Genomic DNA, 24,702 nt, shown 5'->3' with positions numbered 1-24,702 from the left:
CTGGCGCGGCATCACATGCTGCGCGCGATCAGCATCTTCATGATCTCGTTCGATCCGCCGTAGATGCGGCTGATCCGGCTGTCGCGGAACATGCGCGCGATCGGGTATTCGTTGATGTACCCCCAGCCGCCGTAGAACTGCAGGCACTTGTCGACCACCTCGCCCTGCAACTCGGTCAGCCAGTACTTGGCGATCGATGCGGTCGTGACGTCAAGCTCGCCCTTCAGCACCTTGTCGGTGCAGTCGTTGATGAACACCTTGGCGGCGGTCGCCCGCGCCTTGAGGTCGGCGAGCACGAACTGGGTGTTCTGGAAGTCCCAGATCGTCTGGCCGAATGCCTTGCGCTGCTTGACGTATTCGACCGTGGCGTCGAGCGCCTTTTCGATGGTGATCATCGAGCCGATGGCGATCGACAGGCGTTCCTGCGGCAGTTCGCCCATCAGCTGATAGAACCCGCGCCCTTCCACTCCGCCGAGCACGTTCTCGGCCGGAATGAACACGTCATCGAAGAACAGCTCGCTGGTGTCCGCCGCGTCCTGGCCGATCTTGTCCAGCTTCTTGCCGCGGCGGAAGCCGTCGGCGCCGTCGGTTTCCAGGCACATCAGGCTGATGCCCTTGGCGCCCTGGGTCGGATCGGTCTTGGCGACCACGATGATGAAGTTGGCAAGCTGGCCGCTGGAAATGAACGTCTTCGCGCCGTTGAGGCGGTAGCCGTTGCCCTCCTTCGTCGCGGTGGTGGTGATGCTCTGCAGGTCCGACCCCGCGCCGGGTTCGGTCATGGCGATCGCGCTGATCAGTTCGCCGGTGACCAGCTTGGGCAGCCACTTCTTCTTCTGCTCTTCCGTGCCGTGACGCACCACGTAGGGCAGGATGATCACGTTGTGGAGCGACGAGGCGAACCCGTCGACGCCCTTTTCCGCCTGCTGTTCCAGCAGCACCAGATCGTGGCGGAAATCCCCGCCGTGGCCGCCGTATTCCTCCGGCACGGTCATGCCCAGCAAACCGGCTTGGCCCGCCTCTTCCCAGAACGCCCGCTCGACCATCCCGTCCTCGCGCCATTTCTCGACCCGCTGTTCGGGCGCGTGCTGGTCGAAGAACTTGCCCACGGCGTCGCGGAACACCGCGATCTCCTCATCCTGCATGAACTGGGGATCGGGAACGTCGATGACGGGCATGGCTGGTCCTCTCGGGTTTTCTGTGGTTGGACGAAACCGTATCAGGCGGGTAGCAATCCGCAACGCATTTTGACGCTTACGTTAAGGGCAACGCATGACCGTATCGGGGCCAGTGGCCAGCGGGCCGACCAGCCAGAGTTATATCTCGCAGCGAACCAAGCTGCATTACGCGGACTGGGGCAACCCGGACGCACCGCCGCTGATCCTGCTGCATGGCGGGCGGGATCACTGCCGCAACTGGGACTGGACCGCTGAGGCGCTGCGGAGCGACTGGCACGTCATCTGCCCCGATCTGCGCGGCCACGGCGACAGCGAATGGAACAACAACGGCCTCTATTCGACGATGGGCTATGTCTATGACCTGGCGCAGCTGATCCACCAGCTGGGCCTGGCGCCCGTGACGATCGTCGCGCATTCGCTGGGCGGCAACATCTCCACCCGCTACACCGGGCTCTACCCCGACAACGTCCGGCGGCTGGTGACCATCGAGGGTCTGGGCCCCAGCCCCAAGATGGTCGAGCAGCGCCGCGCCCGCCCGTATGGCGAACAGTGGACCAAGTGGATCGACAAGAAGCGCGAGGCGAGCGCGCGGTCGGTGCGCAAGTACGCCACGTTCGAAGACTGCCTGCAACGGATGCGGGAGGCGAACAGCTACCTGTCGGACAGCCAGGCCCACCACCTCACGCTGCACGCGGTGATGCGCAACGAGGACGGTACGTTTAGCTGGAAGTTCGATCCGCACCTCCACGCGTGGCCGCCGGATGACGTTCCGACCAAGGGCCAGCAGGCGCTGTGGGGCGCGATCACCTGCCCGACGCTGATGATCTACGGCGCGGATTCCTGGGCTTCGAACCCGGAAGCCGACGGGCGGCTGCAGCACTTCGGGCCGAACGTGCGGGTCAGCGAATACGAACGCGCGGGCCACTGGGTGCACCACGACCGGTTCGATGACTTCATCGCCGAGGTGCGGGAGTTCATCGCCTGATCAGTCGGTCGGCAGCGAAGTCTCGATCCCGCGGTTCTTGTAGTAGTTCCCCAGCTTGCGCAGGGAGGGCGTCACCAGCACTCCGTGCATCAGGATGGATACGGCGATGATCAGGCCAAGCGTGCCCCACAAGCTGTATTCGTAATCGAACGAACCGTGGTTGAGGCCATAGCTGAGGTAGTAGACCGACCCCAGCCCGCGGATGCCGAAGAAGGCGATGATCGCCAGTTCCAGCTTCGGACGCTTCACCCCGATCAGGCTGATCGCGCCGGCGAGGGGGCGGATCACCAGCAGCATGATCGCGGCGAACAGCGCCTCCTCCCACCCGATATCGGCGAGTAGCCCGGCCGCGATCATGCCGCCGAACAGCAGCAGCAGCAGCATCATCATCAGCCGTTCGGATTCGTCGGCGAAATCGTGCAGCTTGCGGTTGAAGTCCTGGTCGCTGGCGGCGCGGCGGATCGCCAGCCCGGCGACGAACACCGCGAGAAAGCCGTAGCCATGCGCGAACTCGGTGGCGGCATAGATGAACAGCGTCGCGCCGAGCGCGATGAACCCGTCTCCGGTGCGCGAGAGGCGGGTATCCGCCGGCAGGCGATAGATGATGTACCCGATCAGCCAGCCCAGCCCGGTCCCGACGATCAGGCCGACGACCAGCTTCTGCACCACGTCCACCAGCACCCAGTGGCTCATCACGTCAAGCGTGAGGCTGCCGGCCGCGGCGACGGCGATGGCCAGGTGGATGAACGGGAACGCCAGGGCATCGTTCAGTCCCGCCTCGCTGGTCAGCGCGAACTTGGATTCGGCTTGCCCCTCGTCCTCGTCGTGTTCGATCTGCACGTCGCCCGCAAGCACCGGATCGGTCGGGGCGAGCGAGCCTGCCATCAGCAGCGCCGTCGCCAGGCCCAGCCCCAGCAGATGATGGCCCAGCAGCATCACCATCGCGATCGTCAGCGGCATGGCGATGCCCAGCAGGCGCCAGGTCACGTTCCACCGTTTCCAGCTGATCACGCGCTGTATCTTCAGCCCGCCGCCCATCAGCGATACGATCACGATCAGTTCGGTCGCCCGCTCGACCAGCACCGGCGTGTTGTCCGGGTGCGGCGCCCAGCTGGAAAACGGGGGAAGGGAAAAGATCGCGAAGCCGATGCCGACACACATGATCGGCAGCGACAACGGCAGCCGCTTGAGGAACAGCGGCACCCAGGCGACGAACAGGATCATCGCGCCGACCCCGAACATCATCGGCAGGTAATATTCCGCCAGGCGCGGCGCCTGAGCGGCGATGGTCGCAGCTTCGGACAAGAGCGGGATCACGGCGTCTCCGGGGGAAATGTCGCCCCCCGCCAGCGCCGGGGATGCACACAAACGAACCGGAGGCGATAACGTGCCGCGGTCAGCCCGCGACCTCCATTCTCAGGCGACGGTCCCCGCCACGCGCAAGGTGCCGATCTCGTCCGCGCCGATGCCCAGCGCGCTTAGGATGCCGTCCGTCTGGTCCCCCGGCATCGGCGCGGGCTGCGGCGTGGCAGTTGCGGACCCGGAATAGCGCGGCGCCGGAGCGGGCTGCACATGGCCGCCCACCTCGACGAACGTCTGGCGCGCCTGGTTGTGCGGGTGTGCGGCGGCTTCGCTCATGGTGAGCACCGGCGCATAGCAGACGTCGGAATGTTCCATCAGCGTGTCCCACTCGGCGCGGGTCCTGGTCTTGAACAGCGCGGCCAGCTTGTCCTTGAGCGCGCCCCACTGCGCGCGGTCGTGCTGGGCGTCGAAGTCGGCGTCCTCCGCCAGACCGGCGCGGGCGCGAAGCTCGGCATAGAACTGCGGCTCGATACTGCCGATCGAGACGAACTTGCCGTCCGCGGTTTCATAGGTGTCATAGAAATGCGCGCCGGTGTCGAGCATGTTGACGCCCAGGTCCTCCGACCAGACGCCCATGTTCTTCATGCCGTGCAGCATGCTCATCAGCACCGCGGTGCCGTCAGTCATCGCGGCGTCGATCACCTGGCCTTCACCGCCGTTTGCGACGTGCAACAGCGCGGAAACCATGCCGAACGCCAGCATCATCCCGCCGCCGCCGAAATCGCCCACCAGGTTGATCGGCGGGGTCGGCTTGCCCCCCGCGCGCCCGAAGTGCGCCAGCGCCCCGGCGAGCGCGATGTAGTTGATGTCGTGCCCGGCATAGGGGGCATACGGCCCCGTCTGCCCCCAGCCGGTCATCCGGCCGTAAACGAGCTTGGGATTGTCGGCGAGCAGCTCCTCAGGACCCAGCCCCAGCCGCTCCATCACGCCGGGCCGGAAGCCTTCGATGATTCCGTCGGCGCTCGCCGCGATCTTCCGCGCCAGCGCCACGCCTTGCGCGCTCTTGAGGTCGATCGCGATCGACTTGCGGCCGCGCGCCAGCACGTCAGCCGACGTGACCGGCTGCGATCCGCCGCGTGAGCCGCTGGCGCGATCGATGCGGATCACCTCGGCACCGTGATCGGCCAGCATCATGCCGCAGAACGGCCCCGGCCCGATGCCGGCGAACTCGACGATGCGGATGCCGTCCAGCGGTCCCTTGCCGGCCTGGGGCATTACTTGCCTTTCCAGTTGGGGCTGCGCTTTTCCGCGAACGCCAGGCTGCCTTCGCGCGCGTCCTCGCTCATGAACACCTGCGGCATCAGCTCGCCCTGCTTGTCCCAGCGCTCCTCCATCGACCAGCCGGGCGATTCGTTGATCACCTGCTTCGATACGCGGACGGCGACCGGGCCGTTGGCGGTCACGGTCTTGGCGAGCTCCAGCGCCGCATCGAGCGCGGGACCGTCAGTCACCCGGTTGATGAGGCCAAGATCATAGGCGCGCTGCGCGTCGATGAAATCACCGGTCAGCGCCAGCTCCATCGCGATCTTGGGCGGGATCATCGTCGGCAGCTTGACCAGCCCGCCCGCCGCGGCGGCAAGCCCGCGCTTGGCTTCGGGAATGCCGAACTTGGACTTTGAGTTGGCGACGATCAGGTCGCAGCTGATCATCAGTTCCATGCCGCCGGCCAGCGCATAGCCTTCAACCGCCGCGATCAGCGGCTTGACCGGACCTTTCTCGGTGATCCCGCCGAACCCGCGCCCTTCGACGAACGGCCGTTCGCCGCGCAGGAAGCCTTTGAGGTCCATCCCCGAACAGAACGTGCCGCCCGCGCCGGTCAGGATCGCGACCCGCAAGCTATCGTCGGCATCGAGCCGGTCCATTGCTTCTGCGATCGCTTCGGCCGCGGCCTTGTTCATCGCGTTCTTGGCTTCGGGGCGGTTGATGGTGACGATCAGGACGCCATCGCGCACCTCGGTCAGAACTTCGCCCTGCGTTTCCTCGGCCATGGCCACTCTCCCATTTCGCTTTGCAACTTGACTTGTGCGGGTTGTCGGCAAGGTTTACGCTTGCGTCAACCTGATTCCAGAAGCGAGAGGATTACCAGCATGGGCGAGGCATATATCATCGACGCGGTGCGCACCCCGCGGGGCGTGGGCAAGCCGGGCAAGGGCGCGCTGAGCCACCTGCATCCGCAGCATCTGGCTGCCACGGTCCTCAAGGCGATCAAGGAACGCAACCACCTCGACACCGCGACGGTGGACGACATCGTCTGGTCCACCAGCAGCCAGAACGGCAAGCAGGGCGGCGACCTCGGCCGCATGGCGGCGTTGTCCGCCGGCTATGACGTCAAGGCCAGCGGCACCACGCTGGACCGGTTCTGCGGCGGCGGCATCAGCTCGGTGAACTTCGCGGCGGCTTCGGTCATGTCGGGCATGGAAGACTGCGTCATCGCCGGCGGGACCGAGATGATGAGCTACACCTCCGCCTACGCGGCCGAGCAGGCCAATGCCGGGCTGCCGCCACGGGGCATGGGGTCGGGGCACAAGGCGCTCGACGAGCTTCACCCCCAGTCGCACCAGGGCGTCTGCGGCGATGCGATCGCCACGATCGAGGGGATCGACCGCGAGAGCCTCGACGCGCTCGCCCTCGAAAGCCAGCGGCGCGCTGACCGCGCGATCAAGGAAGGCCGGTTCGACAAGTCACTGGTGCCGGTGCACAACCCCGATGGCTCGGTGGCGCTCGACCGCGAGGAGTTCCCTCGCCCCGAGACGACCGCCGAGGGTCTGGCGGCGCTGAACCCCAGCTTCGCCAAGATCGCCGATTTCGAAATCGGCGGGACGACCTTCCGCAAGCAGATCAACCGGCGCTACCCCGACGTCGAGATCCAGCACTTCCATCACGCCGGCAACAGTTCGGGCGTGGTCGATGGGGCCGCGGCGCTGCTGATCGCTTCGCCTGAATATGCCCAGAAGAACGGCCTCAAGCCGCGCGCGCGGATCGTGGCCTATGCCAACCAGGGCGACGACCCGACGCTGATGCTCAACGCGCCCGTTCCGGCGGCGAAGAAGGTGCTGGAAAAGGCCGGCCTGACCAAGGACGACATCGACGTGTGGGAGATCAACGAGGCGTTCGCGGTGGTGGCTGAAAAGTTCATCCGCGACCTTGATCTGCCGCGCGAGAAGGTAAACCCCAACGGCGGCGCGATGGCGCTCGGCCACCCGATCGGGGCGACCGGTTCGATCCTGGTCGGCACCGCGCTCGACGAGCTGGAGCGGACCGGCGGCCGTTATGGCCTCATCACGATGTGCGCGGCGGGCGGCATGGCCCCGGCGCTGATCATCGAGCGGATCGACGCGGAAGCCTGATCCCGCCCGATCCCCTGGAACGACCTTGCAGCGGCGGGCTTTGACGGAAAGCCCGCCGTTTGCTATTTGGTTGCACAAGAAACTACTCCGGGAGCACTGCCATGGCCGACCTGTTCGACAATCCCATTGGCCTCGACGGGTTCGAGTTCGTCGAATTCTGCGCGCCCGAGAAGGGCATGCTGGAACCGGTGTTCCAGAGCATGGGCTTCAGCCACGTCGCCAACCACCGTTCCAAGGACGTGCAACTGTGGCGTCAGGGCGGCATCAACCTGATCGCCAACTACGAACCGCGCAGTGCGGCGTGGTACTTCGCGCGCGAGCACGGCCCCAGCGCGTGCGGCATGGGCTTCCGCGTGCGCGACGCGCGCCAGGCATATGCGCGGTTGCTCGAAAAGGGGGCAGAACCGGTGCAGGTGGAAACCGGGCCGATGGAACTGCACATTCCGGCAATCCGCGGCATCGGCGGTGCGATCGTCTATTTGATCGATCGATACGAAGGGAAGACCGGTGAGGACGACCTAACCATCTACGACATCGACTTCGAATACCTGCCCGGTGTGGAGCGCCGCCCCGCAGGCGCCGGTTTCAGCCACATCGATCACCTGACGCACAACGTCTACGGTGGGCGGATGAAGTTCTGGGCGGATTACTACGAAACCCTGTTCAACTTCCGCGAGATCCGCTTCTTCGACATCAAGGGCGAATATACCGGCCTCACCTCCAAGGCGCTGACCGCGCCCGACGGCAAGATCCGCATCCCGCTCAACGAGGAAGGCGAAGGCGGCAAGGGCCAGATCGAGGAATTCCTGCGCGAATTCAACGGCGAGGGCATCCAGCACATTGCGCTGATCTGCGACGATCTGGTGACCGCGTGGGACAAGCTCAAGCAGTACGGCGTCCCCTTCATGACCGCCCCGCCCGAAACATATTACCGGATGCTCGACGAGCGGCTGCCGAACCACGGCGAGCCTGCCGAGGAACTCAAGACCCGCGGCATCCTGCTCGACGGCACGACCGAAGGCGGATCGCCCCGCCTGCTGCTGCAGATCTTCGCCCAGGCGCAGGTCGGGCCGGTGTTCTTCGAATTCATCCAGCGCAAGGGTGACGAAGGCTTTGGCGAAGGCAACTTCAAGGCGCTGTTCGAAAGCATGGAGCGCGACCAGATCGAACGCGGCGCGCTGAAGGTGGACCAGCCGGTCGGGGAGCCGGCGGAATGAACGCGCAGGCACCCAGGCTCGGCGGCATCCATCACGCGGCCTATCGCTGCAAGGACGCCAAGGAGACCGTCGAATGGTACTCCCGCGTGCTCGGCATGGAATACACCACCGCCTTTGCCGAGGATCACGTCCCCTCGACCGGCGAGTACGACCCGTACATGCACGTCTTCCTCGATGCGGGTAATGGCAACGTGCTGGCGTTCTTCGAACTGCCCAACCAGACCGACATGGGCCGCGACGAGAATACCCCGGCCTGGGTCCAGCACCTGGCGTTCAAGGTCGCCAGCGAGGACGAGCTGCTGGCCGCCAAGGCGCATGTCGAGGCGCAGGGGATCGACGTGCTCGGCCCCACGCACCACGGGATCTTCAAGTCGATCTACTTCTTCGATCCCAACGGCCACCGGGTTGAACTGGCGACCGACATCGGCACCGATGAACAGTATGCCGAGCTGAAACGGGTCGCGCCGATGATGCTGGAGGAATGGAGCCAGACCAAGAAAGCGCCCCGCCACGCCGACTGGCTGCACGAACTCGCCCGCCAGGAACACGCCGCCAAGCAGGGTTAACGGCTTCGTAGATGGCCGGTGCTAGCGGGAGCGCCATGAACCCGCGCAAGGTCCTCAACGTTTTCGGCACCCGCCCCGAAGCGATCAAGCTGTTCCCGCTGATCCATGCCCTGGGGGACGACCCGCGCTTCGACAGCCGGGTGTGCGTGTCGGGCCAGCATCGCGGGATGCTCGACCAGGTGCTGGAGATCGCCGCGATCGTGCCCGATCACGATCTCGACCTGATGCAACCCGACCAGACGCTCGACGCGCTGACCGCGAACCTGCTCACCGGCATCGGCCGGGTGCTGGATGCCGAAGCGCCCGACTGGGTCGTGGTACAGGGAGACACGGCCACGGCCATGGCCGGAGCTCTTGCCGCCTATTACCGCAAGATACCCGTCGCGCATGTCGAGGCGGGCCTGCGCAGCGGCAACATCCACCATCCCTGGCCCGAGGAAGTGAACCGCAAGATCGTCGGCGCGTTCGCCGCGCTGCACTTTGCCCCGACCGCAACGGCCGCCGAGGCGCTGCGGCGCGAGAACGTGGCGCCCGGCACAATCCACGTCACCGGCAACACGGTGATCGACGCGCTGCACTGGATCACCGCCCGGATCGAGCGGGAGCCCGGCCTTGCCGGGGGTCTCGCCGAGCTGGAAGCGCGGTTCGCCGGCAAGCGGATCATCGGCGTGACCAGCCACCGCCGCGAGAACTTCGGCGGCGGGATGGAAGCGATCGCCGAAGCCGTCACCCGCCTCGCTGCGCGACCCGATGTGGCGGTGATTTTCCCGGTCCACCTCAACCCCAATGTCCGGCGCGTGATGAACGCGGGCCTGGGCGGGCTCGACAACGTGGCGCTGATCGACCCGCTCGACTACCCGCACTTCGCCCGCCTGCTCGGCATCTCCACCCTGATGCTGACCGATAGCGGCGGGGTGCAGGAAGAAGCGCCCGCGCTCGGCAAGCCGGTGCTGGTCATGCGCGAGACTACCGAGCGCCCCGAAGGCGTGGCCGCCGGGACGGCCCGCCTGGTCGGCACCGACGCCGACCGGATCGTCGCGGAGGCCGAGCGGCTGCTCGACGAACCTGCCGCCTACGAAGCGATGGCCCGCGCGCACAATCCGTTCGGTGACGGCAAGGCGACCGGGCGGATCGTGGAACTGCTCGCCACCTGAGCGGCATCGTTACCGCATTGTTTACTCCCCCGCGCCTAGGGCTCGGCCAAAGCAATTTGCGGGAACATCATGCGCGGGACAAGCAAACCGGAAGTCTGTGTCATCGGCCTTGGCTATATCGGCCTGCCGACGGCGGCGATCATCGCCCGCGCGAACTGCCGTGTCACCGGGATCGACGTGAATGCGCAGGTGGTCGACACGATCAATCGGGGCGAGATTCATATCGAGGAAGTCGACCTCGACGGGCTGGTCCAGGGCGTGGTGCAGCGCGGCATGCTGCGCGCCGCGACCGAGATCGTGCCCGCCGACGTGTTCGTGATCGCGGTGCCGACGCCGTTCGAGAAGGACGGCAACCACACGCCCGACGTCAGCCATGTGCTCGCCGCCGCGACCAGCCTCGCCGCGGTGCTGAAAAAGGGTGACTGCATCATCCTCGAATCGACCTCGCCGGTCGGCACTACCGAGAAACTGCGCGACCGGCTGGCAGGACTGCGGCCGGACCTGAAGATGCCGGGGCTGACCCGGGACACGCCCGATATCTCGATCGCCTATTGCCCCGAGCGGGTTCTGCCCGGCCGCATCCTGGAGGAACTGACTCACAACGATCGTTCGATCGGTGGGATCACCCCGCGCTGCGCGCGCAAGGCGCTGGCGTTCTACAAGCTGTTCGTGCGCGGCACCTGCGTCACCACCGATGCCCGTTCAGCCGAGATGACCAAGCTGGTCGAGAACGCCTATCGCGACGTCAACATCGCGTTCGCCAACGAACTGTCGATGATCGCCGACCGCATGGGTCTCGATGTGTGGGAGGTGATCCGCCTCGCCAACCGGCATCCGCGGGTCAACATCCTCCAGCCCGGCCCGGGCGTCGGCGGCCACTGCATTGCGGTGGACCCGTGGTTCATCGTCAGCTCCGCCCCCGAAGAGGCCAGGGTCATCCGCACCGCGCGCGAGGTCAACGACGCCAAGATGCACCACGTGCTCGCCCGCGCGAACGCGCTCGTCGAAGCGCACCCGCACGTGCCGGTCGCGTGCCTCGGCCTGGCCTTCAAGGCGAACATCGACGATTTCCGCGAAAGCCCCGCCCGCTTCGTCGCCGCCAGCCTGGCGCGCAAGTTCGGCAGCCGGATGCGGGTGGTCGAGCCGTATGCCAGCGAACTGCCGCCGGAGTTCGCCGATACCGGCGCGACGCTGGTCGACATCGACACCGCGCTGGAGACCTGCGGCGTGCTGATCGTGCTGGTCGATCATGACGTGTTTCGCGTGGTGCCGCTGGAGGAACGCAGCCGCGCGGCGGTCTACGATACGCGCGGCATCTGGCCCGACGCCGGCGAACCCGCCCGGCCGGACCTTCGTCTGGCAGGCTGAGAAGCGTTCCGAACCCTTTGTTGCTTCGCCAAGGGCGCACTACCCCGTCCGAATTGCTCCGGAATGGACGGGAACAGCCTTTGCGAGTGGTTATCTTCGGCCTCGGCTACGTGGGCTGCACCGCCGCTGGCTGCATCGCGAGCCAGGGCCATCACGTCATCGGGATCGACGTGTCGCAGGCGAAGGTGGATGCGATCAAGGCGGGCAAGTCTCCGGTTCATGAACCGGGCCTCGATGCGCTGATCGAGACGGCATCAAAGACGCATGCGACGCTTTTACCGCTTCGTAGAGATCGCCTCCTCGTCGCGGAGTTCATCAACTGACGGACCGGCGCGCCGTGCCAGGATGTCCTCCACGCAGCCCAGCGTCCGGTCGTTGTCGACGTCGATCGCCTGCGATCCGTCACGGATGATCACCGGGGTCACGGTGCGGCCGATCCGGCGTGAAATCCGCCGCATCGCAGCCGCCAGGCTAAGGACCGAGAGCCGCATTAGGACGAGGTTGAGCACTCCGAACGCCTCCACGATCCGGCCGACGTTCTTGGCGAACTGGCCGCCGCCGCGGAACACCTCGGCCGCGGCGAGCGACGACCGGTCGGCCATCGCGTACAGGTTGCAGTTGGAATATTCATCGTCGCGGAAGCGATAGAACCGCCGCTGCCCTTCGGCGTGGGCAGCCAGCACCGACGCCTTGTTCGCCATCCCGATGGCGACGTCCGAACCGGTGACCGCGTCGAGCATCGCATCGATCGATGCTGCCGTCAGCAACGCATGATCGGCGGTGGTGATCAGGATCGGCCCGGCATGCTTGCCGACTGCGGCAAATACGCTATCGGGCAAAGTGCCGGCGGCCGGCGTGAAGCTGACCTTGGCCGTGCTGATCGAGGCGCGCCGCAGCACCTCGGTAATCGGATCGAATGCCTCCGGCTCGGCCGAGATGACGATCTCGGAAATCCGCTCATGATCCGCCAGCGTCCGCGCGACATAGGTGATCAGCGGCTCGCCCCGCACGGGGATCAACGCCTTGTGCGACAGGCCGAATCTTTGCGCCAGGGCATTGACCGTGCCCGCGCGCTGCCCGGCCAGGACGACCGCTCGCGCCGCAGGACCGCTCATGCCCAGAGCCGCGTGCCGGACCCGAGCAGGCCGTGCCGGTCGAGGCTTTCGGTCAGGATCGTTTCGATCAGCTCGCTTTGCGACCAGCCAAGCAGCGCGGCGGAACGGCCGAACACCTTCTGCGACCACAGGTTGCAGTTGAGGTTGACCTCGAGGAAGTGAACGACACCGCTGCTCGCATCGTACCGGAATTCGAACCGGCCGTAATCGAACGGGTGGTAAGTGGTCGCCAGCGCGCGGGTATGCCGCGCGATCAGGTCAATCACGGCAGGGTCGGCCGAATCCGCCAGCGGCACGAGACTGTATTTCTGCTCGCGTTCCACCAGGTCGCGCTTTTCCTGATAGGTGCGAAGGTGCGCCGGGTCGGCCTGTTCGAACAGCATCATCGGCATGATCGCGGGCTGACCGCCGCTGATGATCACCGGGACTTCGACATCGCTCCCGTCCAGGAACGGCTCGACGATGGCGTCGTGGCCGTCGTCGTGGATTTCCTCGATCGCCTTCACCGCCGCCGCCGTATCGGACGCATCGCGCACCCCCCAGCTGGCTGACGAGGCATTGGGCTTGATCACCAGCCGGTCGCCGGCGGGCAGCGTGGCCGCGTCCACCGGGGCGCCGCGGCGGAAGATCGCCCACGGCGCGGTGGGGACGCCTTTCGATTGCGCCTCCAGCTTCGCCAGATGCTTGTCGTCGCTCAGGCCGCGCAGGATCGGGGTCGCCCCCAGGTACGGCACCCCGAGCCGGGTCGCGAGCAGCGGCAGCAGCATCTCGGAATTCAGAAAGCCCCCGCGATTGAGCAGCGGAAAGATGAAATCGCAGCCCGGATCGGCGAACAGCGCCTCGTAGCTGTCGGCCAGTTGCAGGTTGATCCCCAGCCCCTCCAGAACTTCGCGCATCTCGCGGTGGTAGGCCGCGTGATTGCCATCTTCGTGGTGCAGCCCGCTCTGCCAGAACACATGCTTGGCGATGAGGAGGATCCGCAGCCGCTCCCGCGCGGTTTCGGGCAAGCGGGCGCGCCGCGGTTCGGCAAAGGCCAGGTTGGGGTGCATCAAAGTAGTCTTTCTCTTGTGTGCTGCGCCGCTATGTAGGCGGGCGGGGCGCCGAACAGAAGGCGCTCCACTAGTCGCGGACGACCGGCAGGTGAAGAGAATGGTGGAAGCAAGGTTCGTGGCCGCGTTGCTGGCGTCCGGCGGGGATGGCCGGATCGAGCTGCGCAGCGGCGCGAATACGAACCAGTACGGCGCCTCCCCCTTCCCGCGATCGGTGCGGGCCTATGCCTCGTCCACCGCGAACGACGTGTCGCTGGCGGCGTTCGAGCACTTGCACGATGTCCTGTCAGGCTGGCCGCAGGACTTTGCGCACAGCCCAGACTTCTACCGCGCCTCCCTGGAACAGCTGCGCACCTGCATTCGCCAGTCGTGGATGCTGGCCGACGAGGTGGAGATCGCGTTCGCCGCGTCGGGCACTGATCTCGAATACCTGCCGCTGGCGGCGGCGGCTGCCAACAGCGCCTTGCCGGTCACCAACATCCTGGTCGGTCAGGACGAGGTCGGCAGCGGTTGCCTGCTGGCCGCGAGCGGCCGCCACTTCGCTGACAAGACCCCGCTCGGGATCGCGGTGGCCAAAGGAGAGGCGCTGGCGCAACTCGGGGCGACGACGGTCGTGGCCGTTCCCATCCGCGACGACGCAGGCACCGCGCTGACCAGCGCCGAACTCTCGGCCCTGATCGAACACGCCGCGCGGCAGGCCATCGCCGATGGGCGGCAGGTGCTGATCCACGTGGTTCACGGGTCGAAAACCGGGCTGGTCCTGCCCGACCTCGCGGCGATCGACGGCTTGCGGCAGCGGCTCGGCGAGCGCGCGCGCTTCGTGGTCGACGCATGCCAGGCGCGCTCGTCGCCCGAAATGCTGGCGCACTATCTTGAACGGGACTGCGCGGTGATGGTCACGGGGTCCAAGTTCATCGGCGGGCCGCCGTTCTCAGGCTTCGCTTTTTTCCCTGCCGCATGGGCGCCGGCCGCGCCTCTGGCCACTGGTCTGAGCCGGGTGTTCGCCCGCAGCGAGTTGCCCGCGAGTTGGACCGCCGCCGCGTTCCTCGACGAACGAACCAATCCCGGACTGCTGTTGCGGCTGCTCGCGGCACAGTTCGAAGTGGAGCGCTTCGCGGCGGTCGCCCCTGATCTGCGCCATCAGGTGATCTCCGCCTTCGGGTCGGCGGTGCGCGGGCTGGCGGAATCGCTGGGTGCATCGCTGGTGTCGCCCTCGCTCGCTACCGACGAACTGCACCACGCCACGCTCGCGACGCTCGATCTGTCGGCGCTTCGTTCGGCTCCGGACTTTGCGATGGCCCAGCGCTGGCACCGGGTGCTGGCCGCGCGCGGGTTGCGGCTGGGGCAGCCGGTGAAATGCGTGCGGCAGAGCGACGGGAACTGGGGCGGGACGCTCCGGCTCAGTCTGTCGATGCCCCTGATCGTGGAGTTTGCGAAACTGTCGGCGGCCGACCTGCGGCACCGGTTGACGACTGACATGAGCCAGATTGCCGATGTGATCCGGGCTGCGGAAAAGCCGGTCGTCGCCTGACGGGGGCGGAAGCTGCGATCGGCAGCGCGGCGAATTCGGCGATCTACGTGCCGGGGCGGGGTATTCGCTTCCCCTTGGTGCGGCTGGTCAAGTGTACCCGTCGGCACCGGTCGCAGCGATAGTGCCGCAGCTCCAGACCTGATCGCGCGATCGCGGCGACAGCCTCGTCGACCGACTCGAACGAAGCCTTCCGGCGGCAGACACTCAGCCTGGTTCGCATCCGCTCCTCTGGCGCCGTTCGTCGGCCCGTGCGGCGGCCCGCGTCATGCCACGCGCTGTTCCAGGCTTTCGCTGGCGCTCAACCAGTCGCTCTCGGCAGCGGCGAGATCCTTTTCCAGGCTCGCCCGGCGCCGCGCCAGGTCGCCCGGCGACGCGGCTGAGCCGCCGATCAGTGCTTCGTCCAGGCGGGCGATCTCGCCCTGCAGGCCCGCGATCCGTTTTTCGATCTCGCCGATGGCGCCGCGCGCCAGACGGGCGTCCTCGCGTTCCTTGGCGCTGGAGCGGCGATCCTTCTTCCCGCGCCCGGCCCGCTTCTCCTTCGGCTGGTTCCGACCGAGCACGAAGTCGATGTAATCCTCGATGCTGCCGTCATAATCGGTCGCGGTGCCGCCATCGACCAGCACCAGCCGGTCTGCGGTGAGCTCCACCATGTGCCGGTCGTGGCTGATCAGGATGACTGCGCCTTCGTAATCGTTGAGCGCCTGCACCAGCGCCTCGCGCGCATCGACGTCGAGGTGGTTGGTCGGCTCGTCCAGGATCAGCAGATGCGGCGCGTCGCGGGTGATCAGCGCCAGCGCCAGCCTCGCGCGCTCCCCGCCCGACAGCTTGGCGACCTGCGTCGTGGCTTTCGGCCCCGAAAAGCCGAATCGGCCAAGCTGCGCACGCACCGCCCCGGGGGTTTTTCCCTCCATCGCGCGTGTCATGTGCTCCAGCGGCGTGGCATCCGAAGCCAGTTCCTCGACCTGGTACTGCGTGAAGTAGCCCACCTTCATCTTGCCCGAGGCCTGCATCGCGCCATCGAGCGTGGGGAGCTGGGCGGCGAGCAGCCGCGCCAGGGTGGTCTTGCCGTTGCCGTTGCGGCCCAGCAGCGCCAGCCGGTCGGTGGGATCGAGGCGCAGGTTCACCCGGCTGAGCACGGGCGTCCCGCCATAGCCCACCGCCGCGTGGTCGAGCACGATGAGGGGCGGCCGCATCTCCTCCGGGCTGGGGAAGTCGAAGCTGAGGCTGGGATCCTCCATCAGCGCCGCGATCGGCTGCATCCTCGCGAGCATCTTGGCCCGCGACTGCGCCTGCTTGGCGGTCGAGGCGCGGGCGCTGTTGCGCGCGACATAGTCCTGCAGCTTGGCCCGCTGCGCATCCTGCGCCGCCTTGGCCGCGGCAAGCTGCGCCGCCCGTTCGGCCCGCTGCGCCTCGAACGCGTCATATCCGCCCGCGTACAGGGTCAGCTTGCCGCCCTGCAGATGCAGGATCGCGGTGACCACGTTGTTCAGCAGGTCCCGTTCGTGGCTGATCATGATCAGCATGCCGGGATAGCTTTTCAGGAAGCTTTCCAGCCACAGGGTGGCTTCCAGATCGAGGTGGTTGGACGGTTCATCCAGCAGCAGCACGTGGGGCGCGGAAAACAGCAGCGCGCCCAGCGCTACCCGCATCTTCCACCCGCCCGAATAACTGTCGAGCGGCTGCGCCTGCATCTCTTCGTCGAACCCCAACCCGGTGAGGATGATCGCCGCGCGCGCTGGCGCCGAGTAGGCGTCGATCGCCAGCAGACGGTCGTGAATGTCGCCGAGGCGGTTGGGATCCTCGCAGGTCTCCGCTTCGGCCAGCAACCGCGTGCGCTCAAGGTCGGCCGCCAGCACCGCCTCGAACGGAGTCGTCTGCCCGCTGGGCGCTTCCTGCGCGATGTAGCCGATCCGCGCGCGGCGCGGCATCTCGATCTCGCCGTCGTCCGGGTCGATTTCGCCGATGATCGCCTTCATCAAGGTGGACTTGCCAGCGCCGTTCCGCCCGATCAGTCCGATCCGGCCGTCAGCCGGGATTGTCGCGTTCGCGCCATCGAGGATCGTGCGGCCGCCCAGCCGCACCGTGAGGTTGTTGATGCTGATCATGATGCGCGGCGCCTAGCAGCGGTGCGCGCGAATCCCAACCATCCTCCCGTCCCGGGTCACTCGCCGCCCACTGCCTGCCATAGCAGGACCCGGGCCCGGCGCGCCCGGCCGGCGGCCGCGGCTGCCCGCTCGCCGCTGCTGTCGGCCGCTCGCCGGGCTTCGAGCACAGTCAGGAAATCGGCCAGTCCCGCTTGTTGGCGAAAGCCCGCCAGCTGGGCCGCGCGCTGCAGGCTGGCCGCTTCCTGGGCGGCGGCGGCGGCCTCCCGGTCGGCCGATGCGACCAGTGCATAGGCGCCCTCCGCATCGCCAAGGGCGGTGACCACCGCCCCGCGATAGGCCTCGAACGACGCCGTTTTCTCGGCTGCCGCCCCCTCAATTTCCGCCCGAATCCGGCCGAAATCCAGCAGCGGCGCGACGACCGAGGCGGCCAGATTGCCGATCACCGAATCGGTTTCGAGCAGATCCCCCAGCCCGAACGCGAGCAGGCCGACGGCGGCCGACAGGTCGAACACCGGGAACCGCCGCCGGGCCGTCGCCGCGAGTTCCGCGTCAGCGGCGGCGAGGGTCGCGGCAGCCGCCACGATGTCCGGCCGGTTGGTGAGTAGTGCGGACGGCAGCGCCGGCGGCGGTGGCGGCAGCACCGCCGTACCCGCTTCACGGGCCAGCGACGCCCGCACATCGCCGGCGCCCTGAGCGGTCAGCGTCACCAGGCGGCCCAGCAGCCGCGCGCGATCGCTGTCGAGCGCGGTGAGACGGCTGCGCGAGGACGCCGCCGAACCTTCTGCCCGCACCCTGTCGAAACCGGGCGCGATCCCCGCCCGTTCGCGCACCCCGGCAAGGCGCGCCAGCTCTTCGGCGGAGGCAAGGTCGGCGCGCAGTTCCGCTTCGCGCGCAGCCAGCGTCCGCCAGTCGATCACGGCGCCCGCTATTTCGGACACCAGCGCGATGCGCACCGCGCGGGCCGAAGCGGTCGTCGCGTCGATCCGCGACAGCGCCGCGCGCTCCCGCGCGCGCAGCCCCCCGAAGATATCGGGGTCCCAGCGGGCGGTGAGGTTCGCCGCATACGCTACCCGCTCGCTGTCAGCCTGTATCCCCGGCGGCAGGTTCGCGGAAAATTGCGCCGGATTGGAGCGGGTGCCGGTCACGCCCCCGTTGATCCCGATTTCGGGAAGGCGCTGCGCCCCGGCGCGGTCGGCACCGGCGCGCGCCTGCTCGATCCGGGCGGCGGCCTCGGCCAAGGTGGGCGATGCGGCGAGCGCCTGCGCCGTCAGCAGCTGGAACGCCGCATCGTCGCGCGGCAGCAAGGCCGCCAGCTCCGCGCCGACCGTCGCCTCAGGCGCGTAAGCATACGTTTCGGGCAGTTCCGGCACCGGCGTGGCGATCTCGGGCGGCGGTCCTGCGGCGCAGGCCGACAAGGTCACGGCGCTGGCCGCGGCCAGAAGCATGCGCGTCATCACGTGGTCGCTTTCGCGGTCTGGCTGGGGGCGGTCTTGCGGGCGGCAGCCTTGCGGGCGGGAATGTACGCATCGACCTGCTGCCCCACGCGAAACAATTCGTCCGCCGGGGGTAGCTGGTAGATCACTTGCAGGACCCGCACGTCGACCCGTTCGGCGGCGCTGTTGGTGAGCGAGCGCTTGGGGACCACCAGCGGTTCGGCGCGAACGAAGGTCGCCTGCACCTGCCGGTCCGCCGCCCCGCGCGGCGATACCGTGGCGGAGGCGCCCAGCGCGACGTGGGGCGCCTGCTCTTCGTCGATGTCGATCCGTACGTGAAGCGGCTGCGTCTGGCCCATCTCAATGAACGGTTGCGCGTTGCCGCCTGCGCCTGTCGTGCTGACGTATTCACCTTCGCGGATGTTGACCGCCAGGATCTCGCCGGCGCGCGGCGCGCGGACCGTCAGCCGCCCGATCTCGGTGCGGGCGGAGTTGGCGCGCGCTTCCGCCGACTGGAGCTGCGCCCGCGCGAGCGCGATGCGTTCGCCCGCCGCCGCGGCCTCTCCCTCGGCGCGGATGACCTCGACCCGGCTGACCGCGGCGGGATCGGACACGCTGCGGAACAGCGCCAGCTGGCGCCGTGCGGTCACCGACGCACTTTGCGCTTCGGCGATCCCGGCCCGCGCCGCGGCGATGGCGGCCTCCGCCTCGCGCAGCTGGGCGCGCACCGCGCGGTCGTCGACGGTGAACAGCACTTGTCCGCGCGCCACCTGGTCGCCCGGTTGCACCGCCAGCCGCGTCACCAGGCCCGACAGCGCCGAGCCGATCTGGATCAGCTCGCTCGACGGTTCGACCACCCCCGACCCGGCGACCCGGGGCTGGCTGGCGAGCGCGGCAGGTGCGCGTGCGGGTTCGCGGGCAGGCTCGGAAAGCTGGCGGTCAGGCAGTCCGCCAGCGATGAACAGCGCCGCCACCAGCAATCCGGCTACCGCTATCGCCGGCAGGACCTGGCGTGAGAAATTGAGGTTCTTCCACTCGATCGTCATGTCAGTGTCCTTCGGGCATGTCCTTGCCGTCGTGGGTGACGCGGCCGTCCTCCAGCACGAGGATCCGGTCAGCGAGATCGAAAATGCGATTGTCGTGCGTCACGATGATGCACGCGCGGTCCGGCGCCACCGCCACCTCGCGTAGCAGGTCCATGACCCGGCGACCCGATGCCGCGTCGAGCGCGGCGGTTGGCTCGTCGCACACCACCAGGCGCGGCTGATGGACCAGCGCCCGCGCGATCGCGACGCGCTGCTGCTGGCCGCCCGACAGCTGGCTGGGCAACTTGGCCGCCTGGTCGCCGATGTTGAGCTTGTCCATCATGGCGACCGCCCGGGCGCGGGCCTCGCTCCGCCCCATCCCCTGCGCAATAAGTGGCACGGCCGCGTTGCTCGCGGCGTCGATCGAGGGGATCAGGTTGTACTGCTGGAAAATGAAGCCGATGTTGTTCAGCCGGAACTCGACCAGCGCCGTGTCGCTCAGGCCATAGATGTCGGTCCCGAACACCTTCACCTCGCCCAGCGTCGGCCACAGGATGCCGCACATGATCGAGATCAGGGTGGTCTTGCCTGAACCGCTTTCACCGACGAGGTAGGTCAACTCTCCCGCCCGGACATCGAGGTCGATGCCGTGGAGCACGGTGATCGTCTGCTGCCCCGCCTTAAAGTCGCGCGTGACGCCGCGGGTGCTGATCGCCGCTTCCCCGGGCGCGCTGCCGCCGATCGGGCCGCTGTCCATCGCCGCATCCATCAGCGGAACACCGAAGCGGGTTCGGTGCGCAGGACGTTGCGCAACGCCAGCCAGCCCGTCAGCGCCAGGATCAGCGCGACCGCCGCCAAGCTGATCAGCGGGATCTGCCACGGGATGTAGAACCCCTTGAAGGTGGGATTGCTGGAGAAACTCCAGATGAAGGCGACCGTCCCCAGCACGCCCAGGCCATAGCCGATCAGGCCGACCAGGCCGGCTTGCGCGGCGACCATTCGCCTGATCTTGCCGTTGGTCACGCCGATCGCCTTGAGCGCGCCGAACTGCTTGATGTTGTCGCGGATGAACAGGCTGAAGGTCAGCCCGACGATCGCTACGCCGACGATGAACCCCAGTGCCACGGTGATCCCGAAGTTGAGCGGGATGCCGGTGTTGTCGATGATGAACTGAATGCCGTCTCGGGCCAGCTCGTCGCGCGTCCGCGCCCGCAGTCCCGTATCCTCGTGAATGCGCTGCGCCAGGGTGCCTGCGGAAACGCCGTCCGCCGCCCCGACCAGCACGAACGACAGCCGGTTGCGCGTTCCCGGCACGTAGCGAAGCGCCTGCGTGTACTTGGTGTACAGCGTCACCTGGCTGGTGAAGCTGGGAAGCGCATCCGCCACGCCGCGGATCACCGCCCGCTGATCGTTCAGCTCCAGCCGCTGGCCGATCGGGCTGCTGCCATCCTCGAACAGCCGGGTGACGCCGACATCGTCGATAATCACGCTGTCGGGCTGCGACAGGACTTCCGCGCTGCCCATGACCATCGAGCGCGGCAGGCCGATGAGGGTCGCGTCGTCCACCCCGATGATCGCCACCCCTTCCAGGTCGCCATCGCCCGAACGCACCGAAGCTGATGCGCGCAGGTGCGGCACCGCCCATTCGACGCCCGGCACGCTGCGCACCTTGTCGAGCGCGGTCGATGGCATCGGATAATTGACATCGGTGGTGCGGCTGACCTCGTCCATCACCCACACATCGGCGCTGGAGACGTTGTACACCCCGCTCGATCCGCGCTCGATCAGGTTGACGAAGATTGTCAGCTGTTGGGTGATGAGCAGGGTCGAGAACGCGATGCCGAACACCAGGCCGTAGAACTTCTGCGCGTCGCCGGTCAGCATGCGGATGGCAATCCAGATCATGCCGTCTTGCCTCCCTCCATGCGCAGGCCCATTACTGAACGCCTGCGTTTAATTGAACTGGACCGTTCAGGATGTCAAACGATCATGGCTCTACCAAGGGTCGGCCGGCCGATCCGGCGAAACGCGAGGCGATCCTCGCCGCCGCCAGCGCGGCGTTTTTCGAACACGGGTTTGGCGGAGCGTCGATCGAGCAGATCGCGGCCGACGCGAATGTGTCCAAGGTCACCGTGTACAATCACTTCGGCGACAAGCGCGCATTGTTCACCGCTGCGGTCGAGGAGGAGTGCAGCCGCCTCAGGACCCATTTCTCGATCGATGATATCGGCCGCAGGTCCTTGCGCGAGCATTTGACCGCGATCGGCACCGGGATGGTCGCGTTCCTGTCGCGCCCCGAGATGGTCCAGTTCGAGCGCCGCATCGCTGCGGAGACCGAAAAGGAACCTGAACTGGGCGCGGTGTTCCTGGCGGCGGGTCCGCACCGGATGAAACAGGCGTTCGCCCGGTTCATCCGCCAGATGTGCGATGCCGGCACGATGCAGGCGGACGACCCTGACCTCGCAGCGGAGCAGTTCGTCAGCATGTGCAAGGGGATGGGGGATCTGGAACGGCGGTTCGGCCATCCCAGCGATCCGGTTCGCAACCAGGCGCGGATCGCCGGCGCGGTCGATGTGTTCTGCTGCGCCTATGCCGCGGAAACGCCGTAACGCGGCGACCACCTCGTACGCTTTGCCAGGCGGCTGGACGCTACCGGCGCAGCGCCTCGGCCACGAAATCGCGCCCCAGCCTGATCCCGTGTGGATCGACGCTGTGCCCCAGCCCCATGGATACGTGCGTGGTCACCTCGACGCCTGCGCGCCTGAGCTCGCTCTCCGCCAGATGGAGCGCGGCGACCGGCACCACCGGATCGGCCGAGCCGTGAACCAGCAAGACCGGCGGCTTGGCCTCCGGAAGACGGTGCAACTCGCCGGCTCCGGTCAGCATGCCGGAATAGCCGACGATCGCCGCCACCGGCCGGGGTCGTCGCAAACCCACGTGCAGCGCCATCATCGTGCCCTGGCTGAACCCGACCAGCGCCAGGTCCCGTTCGGTCAGATCGTACTGCGCCAGCTTGCGATCGAGGAACGCGTCGATCGCGGGCGCGGCGGACGAGGCACCTGCGGCAAGCGCCTGCGGGTGGAAGCCGGTCAGGCCCCACCACTGATACCCTGACGCCATGAACCCGCACCGCTGCGGGGCATGCGGCGCCAGAAACAGCGCGTCCGGCAATGCGTCCTGCCAATGCGGCGCGAACGAGATCATGTCTTTGCCGCTCGAGCCATAGCCATGGAGCAGCAGCACGATCTGCCTGGGTGCCCCGCCAGAACGCGGCGCGAGGCTGGCACCGTTGACGATCTTCAATTCGCGTAACTCCCGCTGGCGCCGGTCCACCGCCTCGGACCCGCTGCGCCAAGTGGGGTGGCGCGGCGCGATGTCCAACCCAGGCTGCGTAATGCTTCGCCTTGGGCGCGAGCGGCGCTAAGCCCGGGTCATGGACCTCGATCATTTGCTCGACCATTACTTCGGCACCACCGATCTGGCGCACGCGTCGCTCGCGATGCGGGAAGCGGGGCTGGATCGCCTGCGCGTCGATTTCGGCCTGTCCGCCGACCGGTCGCGCCGCTTCGCGCTATGGTCGCTGCTGTATCTGCTGGGCGAAGCGCCGGATCTCGATATAGCGTTCAAGCTGGAGGAGGATCGGGACGCCGCGCGAAACCTGATGGACCTGCTCGCACGGACCGAGCAGGAAACCTGATCCCGAACGGGTACCGCATGTCTCTACGCCGTGCCGTCCGCCTGCCACACGCGCGCACCCCACCAAATCTGACGAGGCGCCGCACGTCTGTGAATGGCTGCGGGAGTGGTGAGCCCTGCTGGGTTCGAACCAGCGACCTACTGATTAAAAGTCAGTTGCTCTACCGACTGAGCTAAGGGCCCCACGCGGTGGGCCCTAGGGCAGCGGATTGCTGCGGGTCAAGCGGGCGTAGAGCTGGCGGACGGTGAAGCCGGTGACCGGATCGCGCCAGCGGGGTGCGATGCGCGTGGCCGGCGCCAGAACGAACGTGCGCTCGCGGTAGCGGGGGTGGGGGATGGTCAGCGGCCGGCTCGCCCAGGCGCCGGCGCTCCACAGCACAACATCTAAATCCAGCACGCGGGCGCCCCAGCGCTGGCCGCGGCGGCGGCGGCCATAAGCGCCCTCAATGTGCTGCAGCCTCTCCAACAGGCATTCGGGCGGCAGCGCGGTGGCGATGAGCGCAGCGCTGTTGGCATAGCGGCGGCGCGAGGGGCCAAGCGGTGCGCTGGCGATGACGGGCGCGGCGGCGAGCACGGTGATGCCGGCGCGGCCCAGTTCCTCCAGCGCCGCCGCGATCACCGCCCGCGGGCTTCCCAGCCGCGCGTGGCGCATGTTCGAGCCGAGCGCGATCAGGTAGCGGTGCGGCCGCTTGGCCAGGCGCTCAGATATCCTCGCAGATCCGGCCATAAAGCTGCGGCCGGCGATCGCGGAAGAAGCCCATGCCGGCACGGTGCTTCGCCGCCCGGTCAAGGTCGAGGGTGGCGACCAGCGCCCCGCTTTCGCTCGCGCCATATTCGCTTACGAAATCGCCCCACTCGTCGGTGACGAAGCTGTGACCATAGAACCGCGCGCCATCCTCGTCGCCGATCCGGTTGGCGGCGATCACCGGCATGCAGTTTGACACCGCATGGCCCAGCATCGCCCGGCGCCACATGCGGCTGGTATCGAGATCGGCGTCGTATGGCTCGGACCCGATCGCGGTGGGATAGAACAGCAGTTCGGCGCCCAGCAGCGCCATCACCCGCGCGCATTCGGGATACCACTGGTCCCAGCAGATGCCGACCCCGATGCGCGTTGCGCCCCCGTTTGCAAGCGGCACGTCCCACACCTTGAACCCGTCGTTGCCGGGGCGGAAGTAGTACTTCTCCTCGTACCCCGGACCATCGGGAATGTGGCTTTTGCGGTACGTGCCCATGATCTCGCCATCGGCGCCGATCATCGCCAGGGTGTTGTAATAGTGGTGCCCGTCGCGCTCGAAGAAGCTGGTCGGGATCGCGACCTCCAGCCTCGCCGCCAGCTTTTGCATGGCCACCACCGATGGATGCTCGGCCACGGGGCGGGCGAGCGCGAACAGCGCCTCGTCCTCCACCTGGCAGAAATAGCGGCCCGAGAAGAGCTCGGGCGGGCAGACGATCTGCGCGCCCTTGCCCGCCGCCTCCTCCACCAGCGCCGATACCGCGGCGATGTTCTCGCTCTCGTCGTGCGAGGACAGATCGAGCTGGAGCGCGGCGACGGAAACGGTGCGGGCCATAGC

At 67.4% G+C, this 24,702-nt stretch carries 24 protein-coding genes and 1 tRNA gene; 10 read left to right on the top strand and 15 right to left on the bottom strand.

The genetic code is table 11. The features are described from left to right. Positions 1-11: 11 nt before the first annotated feature. Positions 12-1,175 carry an acyl-CoA dehydrogenase family protein gene (locus tag C0V74_RS09965; RefSeq protein ID WP_131621450.1) on the bottom strand — a complete coding sequence of 388 codons (1,164 nt, stop codon included), beginning with the start codon at positions 1,173-1,175 and terminating at the stop codon, positions 12-14. Between the two features lie 94 nt (positions 1,176-1,269). Between C0V74_RS09965 and C0V74_RS09960 the strand changes: the two genes are divergently transcribed. Beyond that, positions 1,270-2,160 carry an alpha/beta hydrolase gene (locus C0V74_RS09960; RefSeq protein ID WP_143251638.1) on the top strand — a complete coding sequence of 297 codons (891 nt, stop codon included), beginning with the start codon at positions 1,270-1,272 and terminating at the stop codon, positions 2,158-2,160. Here the strand turns inward: C0V74_RS09960 and C0V74_RS09955 are convergent, their stop codons facing one another. From C0V74_RS09955 to C0V74_RS09945, 3 genes are all read right to left on the bottom strand, one after another. Further along, positions 2,161-3,477: a cation:proton antiporter gene (locus tag C0V74_RS09955; RefSeq protein WP_246844832.1), complete on the bottom strand. Its 1,317-nt coding sequence runs from the start codon at positions 3,475-3,477 to the stop codon at positions 2,161-2,163. Between the two features lie 99 nt (positions 3,478-3,576). Beyond that, positions 3,577-4,737, bottom strand: a complete 1,161-nt coding sequence (locus C0V74_RS09950) for a CaiB/BaiF CoA-transferase family protein (protein WP_143251637.1) — start codon at positions 4,735-4,737, stop codon at positions 3,577-3,579. Beyond that, a complete protein-coding gene (locus tag C0V74_RS09945; protein ID WP_143251636.1) occupies positions 4,737-5,510 on the bottom strand; it encodes a crotonase/enoyl-CoA hydratase family protein in 774 nt (257 codons plus the stop codon). Before C0V74_RS09945 ends, C0V74_RS09950 begins: the two co-directional genes overlap by 1 nt. Positions 5,511-5,609: 99 nt before the next feature. Between C0V74_RS09945 and C0V74_RS09940 the strand changes: the two genes are divergently transcribed. From C0V74_RS09940 to C0V74_RS09915, 6 genes are all read left to right on the top strand, one after another. Beyond that, on the top strand, positions 5,610-6,869 hold the full coding sequence (locus C0V74_RS09940; RefSeq protein WP_131621639.1) for an acetyl-CoA C-acetyltransferase: 1,260 nt from the start codon (positions 5,610-5,612) through the stop codon (positions 6,867-6,869). A gap of 101 nt (positions 6,870-6,970) precedes the next feature. Then, positions 6,971-8,086: a 4-hydroxyphenylpyruvate dioxygenase gene (gene hppD / locus C0V74_RS09935; RefSeq protein WP_143251635.1), complete on the top strand. Its 1,116-nt coding sequence runs from the start codon at positions 6,971-6,973 to the stop codon at positions 8,084-8,086. Further along, positions 8,083-8,652 (top strand): VOC family protein, encoded by a 570-nt coding sequence (locus C0V74_RS09930; RefSeq protein ID WP_143251634.1) that lies wholly within the window; start codon positions 8,083-8,085, stop codon positions 8,650-8,652. Before hppD ends, C0V74_RS09930 begins: the two co-directional genes overlap by 4 nt. 35 nt (positions 8,653-8,687) lie before the next feature. Beyond that, a complete protein-coding gene (wecB, locus tag C0V74_RS09925) occupies positions 8,688-9,806 on the top strand; it encodes a UDP-N-acetylglucosamine 2-epimerase (non-hydrolyzing) (RefSeq protein ID WP_246844831.1) in 1,119 nt (372 codons plus the stop codon). Positions 9,807-9,875: 69 nt separating this feature from the next. Beyond that, entirely contained in the window at positions 9,876-11,174 is a 1,299-nt protein-coding gene (wecC, locus tag C0V74_RS09920; RefSeq protein ID WP_143251632.1) for a UDP-N-acetyl-D-mannosamine dehydrogenase, read from the top strand. Between the two features lie 86 nt (positions 11,175-11,260). Further along, on the top strand, positions 11,261-11,497 hold the full coding sequence (locus tag C0V74_RS09915; protein ID WP_282595919.1) for a hypothetical protein: 237 nt from the start codon (positions 11,261-11,263) through the stop codon (positions 11,495-11,497). Here C0V74_RS09915 and C0V74_RS09910 read toward each other — a convergent pair. Both C0V74_RS09910 and C0V74_RS09905 read right to left on the bottom strand, forming a co-directional pair. Then, the gene (locus C0V74_RS09910) at positions 11,450-12,289 is read right to left on the bottom strand and encodes a nucleotidyltransferase family protein (RefSeq protein WP_143251630.1); all 840 of its coding nucleotides are present in this window, start codon (positions 12,287-12,289) and stop codon (positions 11,450-11,452) included. The two genes, C0V74_RS09915 and C0V74_RS09910, sit on opposite strands and share 48 nt — an antisense overlap. Continuing rightward, positions 12,286-13,338, bottom strand: coding sequence for a phosphoribosylglycinamide synthetase (locus C0V74_RS09905; RefSeq protein WP_143251629.1), 1,053 nt, complete (start codon positions 13,336-13,338; stop codon positions 12,286-12,288). Before C0V74_RS09905 ends, C0V74_RS09910 begins: the two co-directional genes overlap by 4 nt. 100 nt (positions 13,339-13,438) lie before the next feature. On the opposite strand from C0V74_RS09905, the gene C0V74_RS09900 reads away from it, so the two are divergent. Continuing rightward, positions 13,439-14,869: a hypothetical protein gene (locus C0V74_RS09900; RefSeq protein ID WP_143251628.1), complete on the top strand. Its 1,431-nt coding sequence runs from the start codon at positions 13,439-13,441 to the stop codon at positions 14,867-14,869. 263 nt (positions 14,870-15,132) lie between these two features. Here the strand turns inward: C0V74_RS09900 and C0V74_RS09895 are convergent, their stop codons facing one another. From C0V74_RS09895 to C0V74_RS09875, 5 genes are read right to left on the bottom strand one after another with little or no spacing between them, the layout of a single operon-like run. Next, positions 15,133-16,974, bottom strand: a complete 1,842-nt coding sequence (locus C0V74_RS09895) for an ATP-binding cassette domain-containing protein (RefSeq protein WP_143251627.1) — start codon at positions 16,972-16,974, stop codon at positions 15,133-15,135. A 56-nt stretch (positions 16,975-17,030) separates the two neighbouring features. Next, the gene (locus C0V74_RS09890) at positions 17,031-18,428 is read right to left on the bottom strand and encodes an efflux transporter outer membrane subunit (RefSeq protein ID WP_143251626.1); all 1,398 of its coding nucleotides are present in this window, start codon (positions 18,426-18,428) and stop codon (positions 17,031-17,033) included. Then, positions 18,428-19,453, bottom strand: coding sequence for a biotin/lipoyl-binding protein (locus C0V74_RS09885; RefSeq protein ID WP_143251625.1), 1,026 nt, complete (start codon positions 19,451-19,453; stop codon positions 18,428-18,430). Before C0V74_RS09885 ends, C0V74_RS09890 begins: the two co-directional genes overlap by 1 nt. A gap of 1 nt (position 19,454) precedes the next feature. After that, positions 19,455-20,189: an ABC transporter ATP-binding protein gene (locus C0V74_RS09880; protein ID WP_143251624.1), complete on the bottom strand. Its 735-nt coding sequence runs from the start codon at positions 20,187-20,189 to the stop codon at positions 19,455-19,457. 11 nt (positions 20,190-20,200) lie between these two features. Further along, positions 20,201-21,337, bottom strand: a complete 1,137-nt coding sequence (locus C0V74_RS09875) for an ABC transporter permease (protein WP_131621422.1) — start codon at positions 21,335-21,337, stop codon at positions 20,201-20,203. Between the two features lie 71 nt (positions 21,338-21,408). Here C0V74_RS09875 and C0V74_RS09870 point away from each other — a divergent pair, with 71 nt between their 5' ends. Further along, the gene (locus C0V74_RS09870) at positions 21,409-22,041 is read left to right on the top strand and encodes a TetR/AcrR family transcriptional regulator (protein WP_143251623.1); all 633 of its coding nucleotides are present in this window, start codon (positions 21,409-21,411) and stop codon (positions 22,039-22,041) included. Positions 22,042-22,081: 40 nt separating this feature from the next. On the opposite strand, the gene C0V74_RS09865 is transcribed toward C0V74_RS09870, so the two are convergent. Further along, entirely contained in the window at positions 22,082-22,813 is a 732-nt protein-coding gene (locus C0V74_RS09865) for a dienelactone hydrolase family protein (protein ID WP_246844830.1), read from the bottom strand. A 52-nt stretch (positions 22,814-22,865) separates the two neighbouring features. On the opposite strand from C0V74_RS09865, the gene C0V74_RS09860 reads away from it, so the two are divergent. Beyond that, positions 22,866-23,129: a hypothetical protein gene (locus C0V74_RS09860; RefSeq protein WP_131621418.1), complete on the top strand. Its 264-nt coding sequence runs from the start codon at positions 22,866-22,868 to the stop codon at positions 23,127-23,129. Positions 23,130-23,235: 106 nt separating this feature from the next. Here C0V74_RS09860 and C0V74_RS09855 read toward each other — a convergent pair. From C0V74_RS09855 to aguB, 3 genes are all read right to left on the bottom strand, one after another. Next, positions 23,236-23,311: transfer RNA gene (locus C0V74_RS09855), tRNA-Lys, on the bottom strand. A 13-nt stretch (positions 23,312-23,324) separates the two neighbouring features. After that, positions 23,325-23,855: a 2-amino-4-hydroxy-6-hydroxymethyldihydropteridine diphosphokinase gene (gene folK / locus C0V74_RS09850; protein WP_143251622.1), complete on the bottom strand. Its 531-nt coding sequence runs from the start codon at positions 23,853-23,855 to the stop codon at positions 23,325-23,327. Next, positions 23,830-24,699 carry an N-carbamoylputrescine amidase gene (gene aguB / locus C0V74_RS09845; protein ID WP_143251621.1) on the bottom strand — a complete coding sequence of 290 codons (870 nt, stop codon included), beginning with the start codon at positions 24,697-24,699 and terminating at the stop codon, positions 23,830-23,832. Before aguB ends, folK begins: the two co-directional genes overlap by 26 nt. Positions 24,700-24,702 lie beyond the last annotated feature (3 nt).

Source organism: Altererythrobacter sp. TH136, from assembly GCF_007065885.1.
Lineage (GTDB): Bacteria > Pseudomonadota > Alphaproteobacteria > Sphingomonadales > Sphingomonadaceae > Tsuneonella.
The sequence above is the reverse complement of the archived record's forward strand: the minus strand, read 5'-3'. Positions and strand labels throughout refer to the sequence as shown.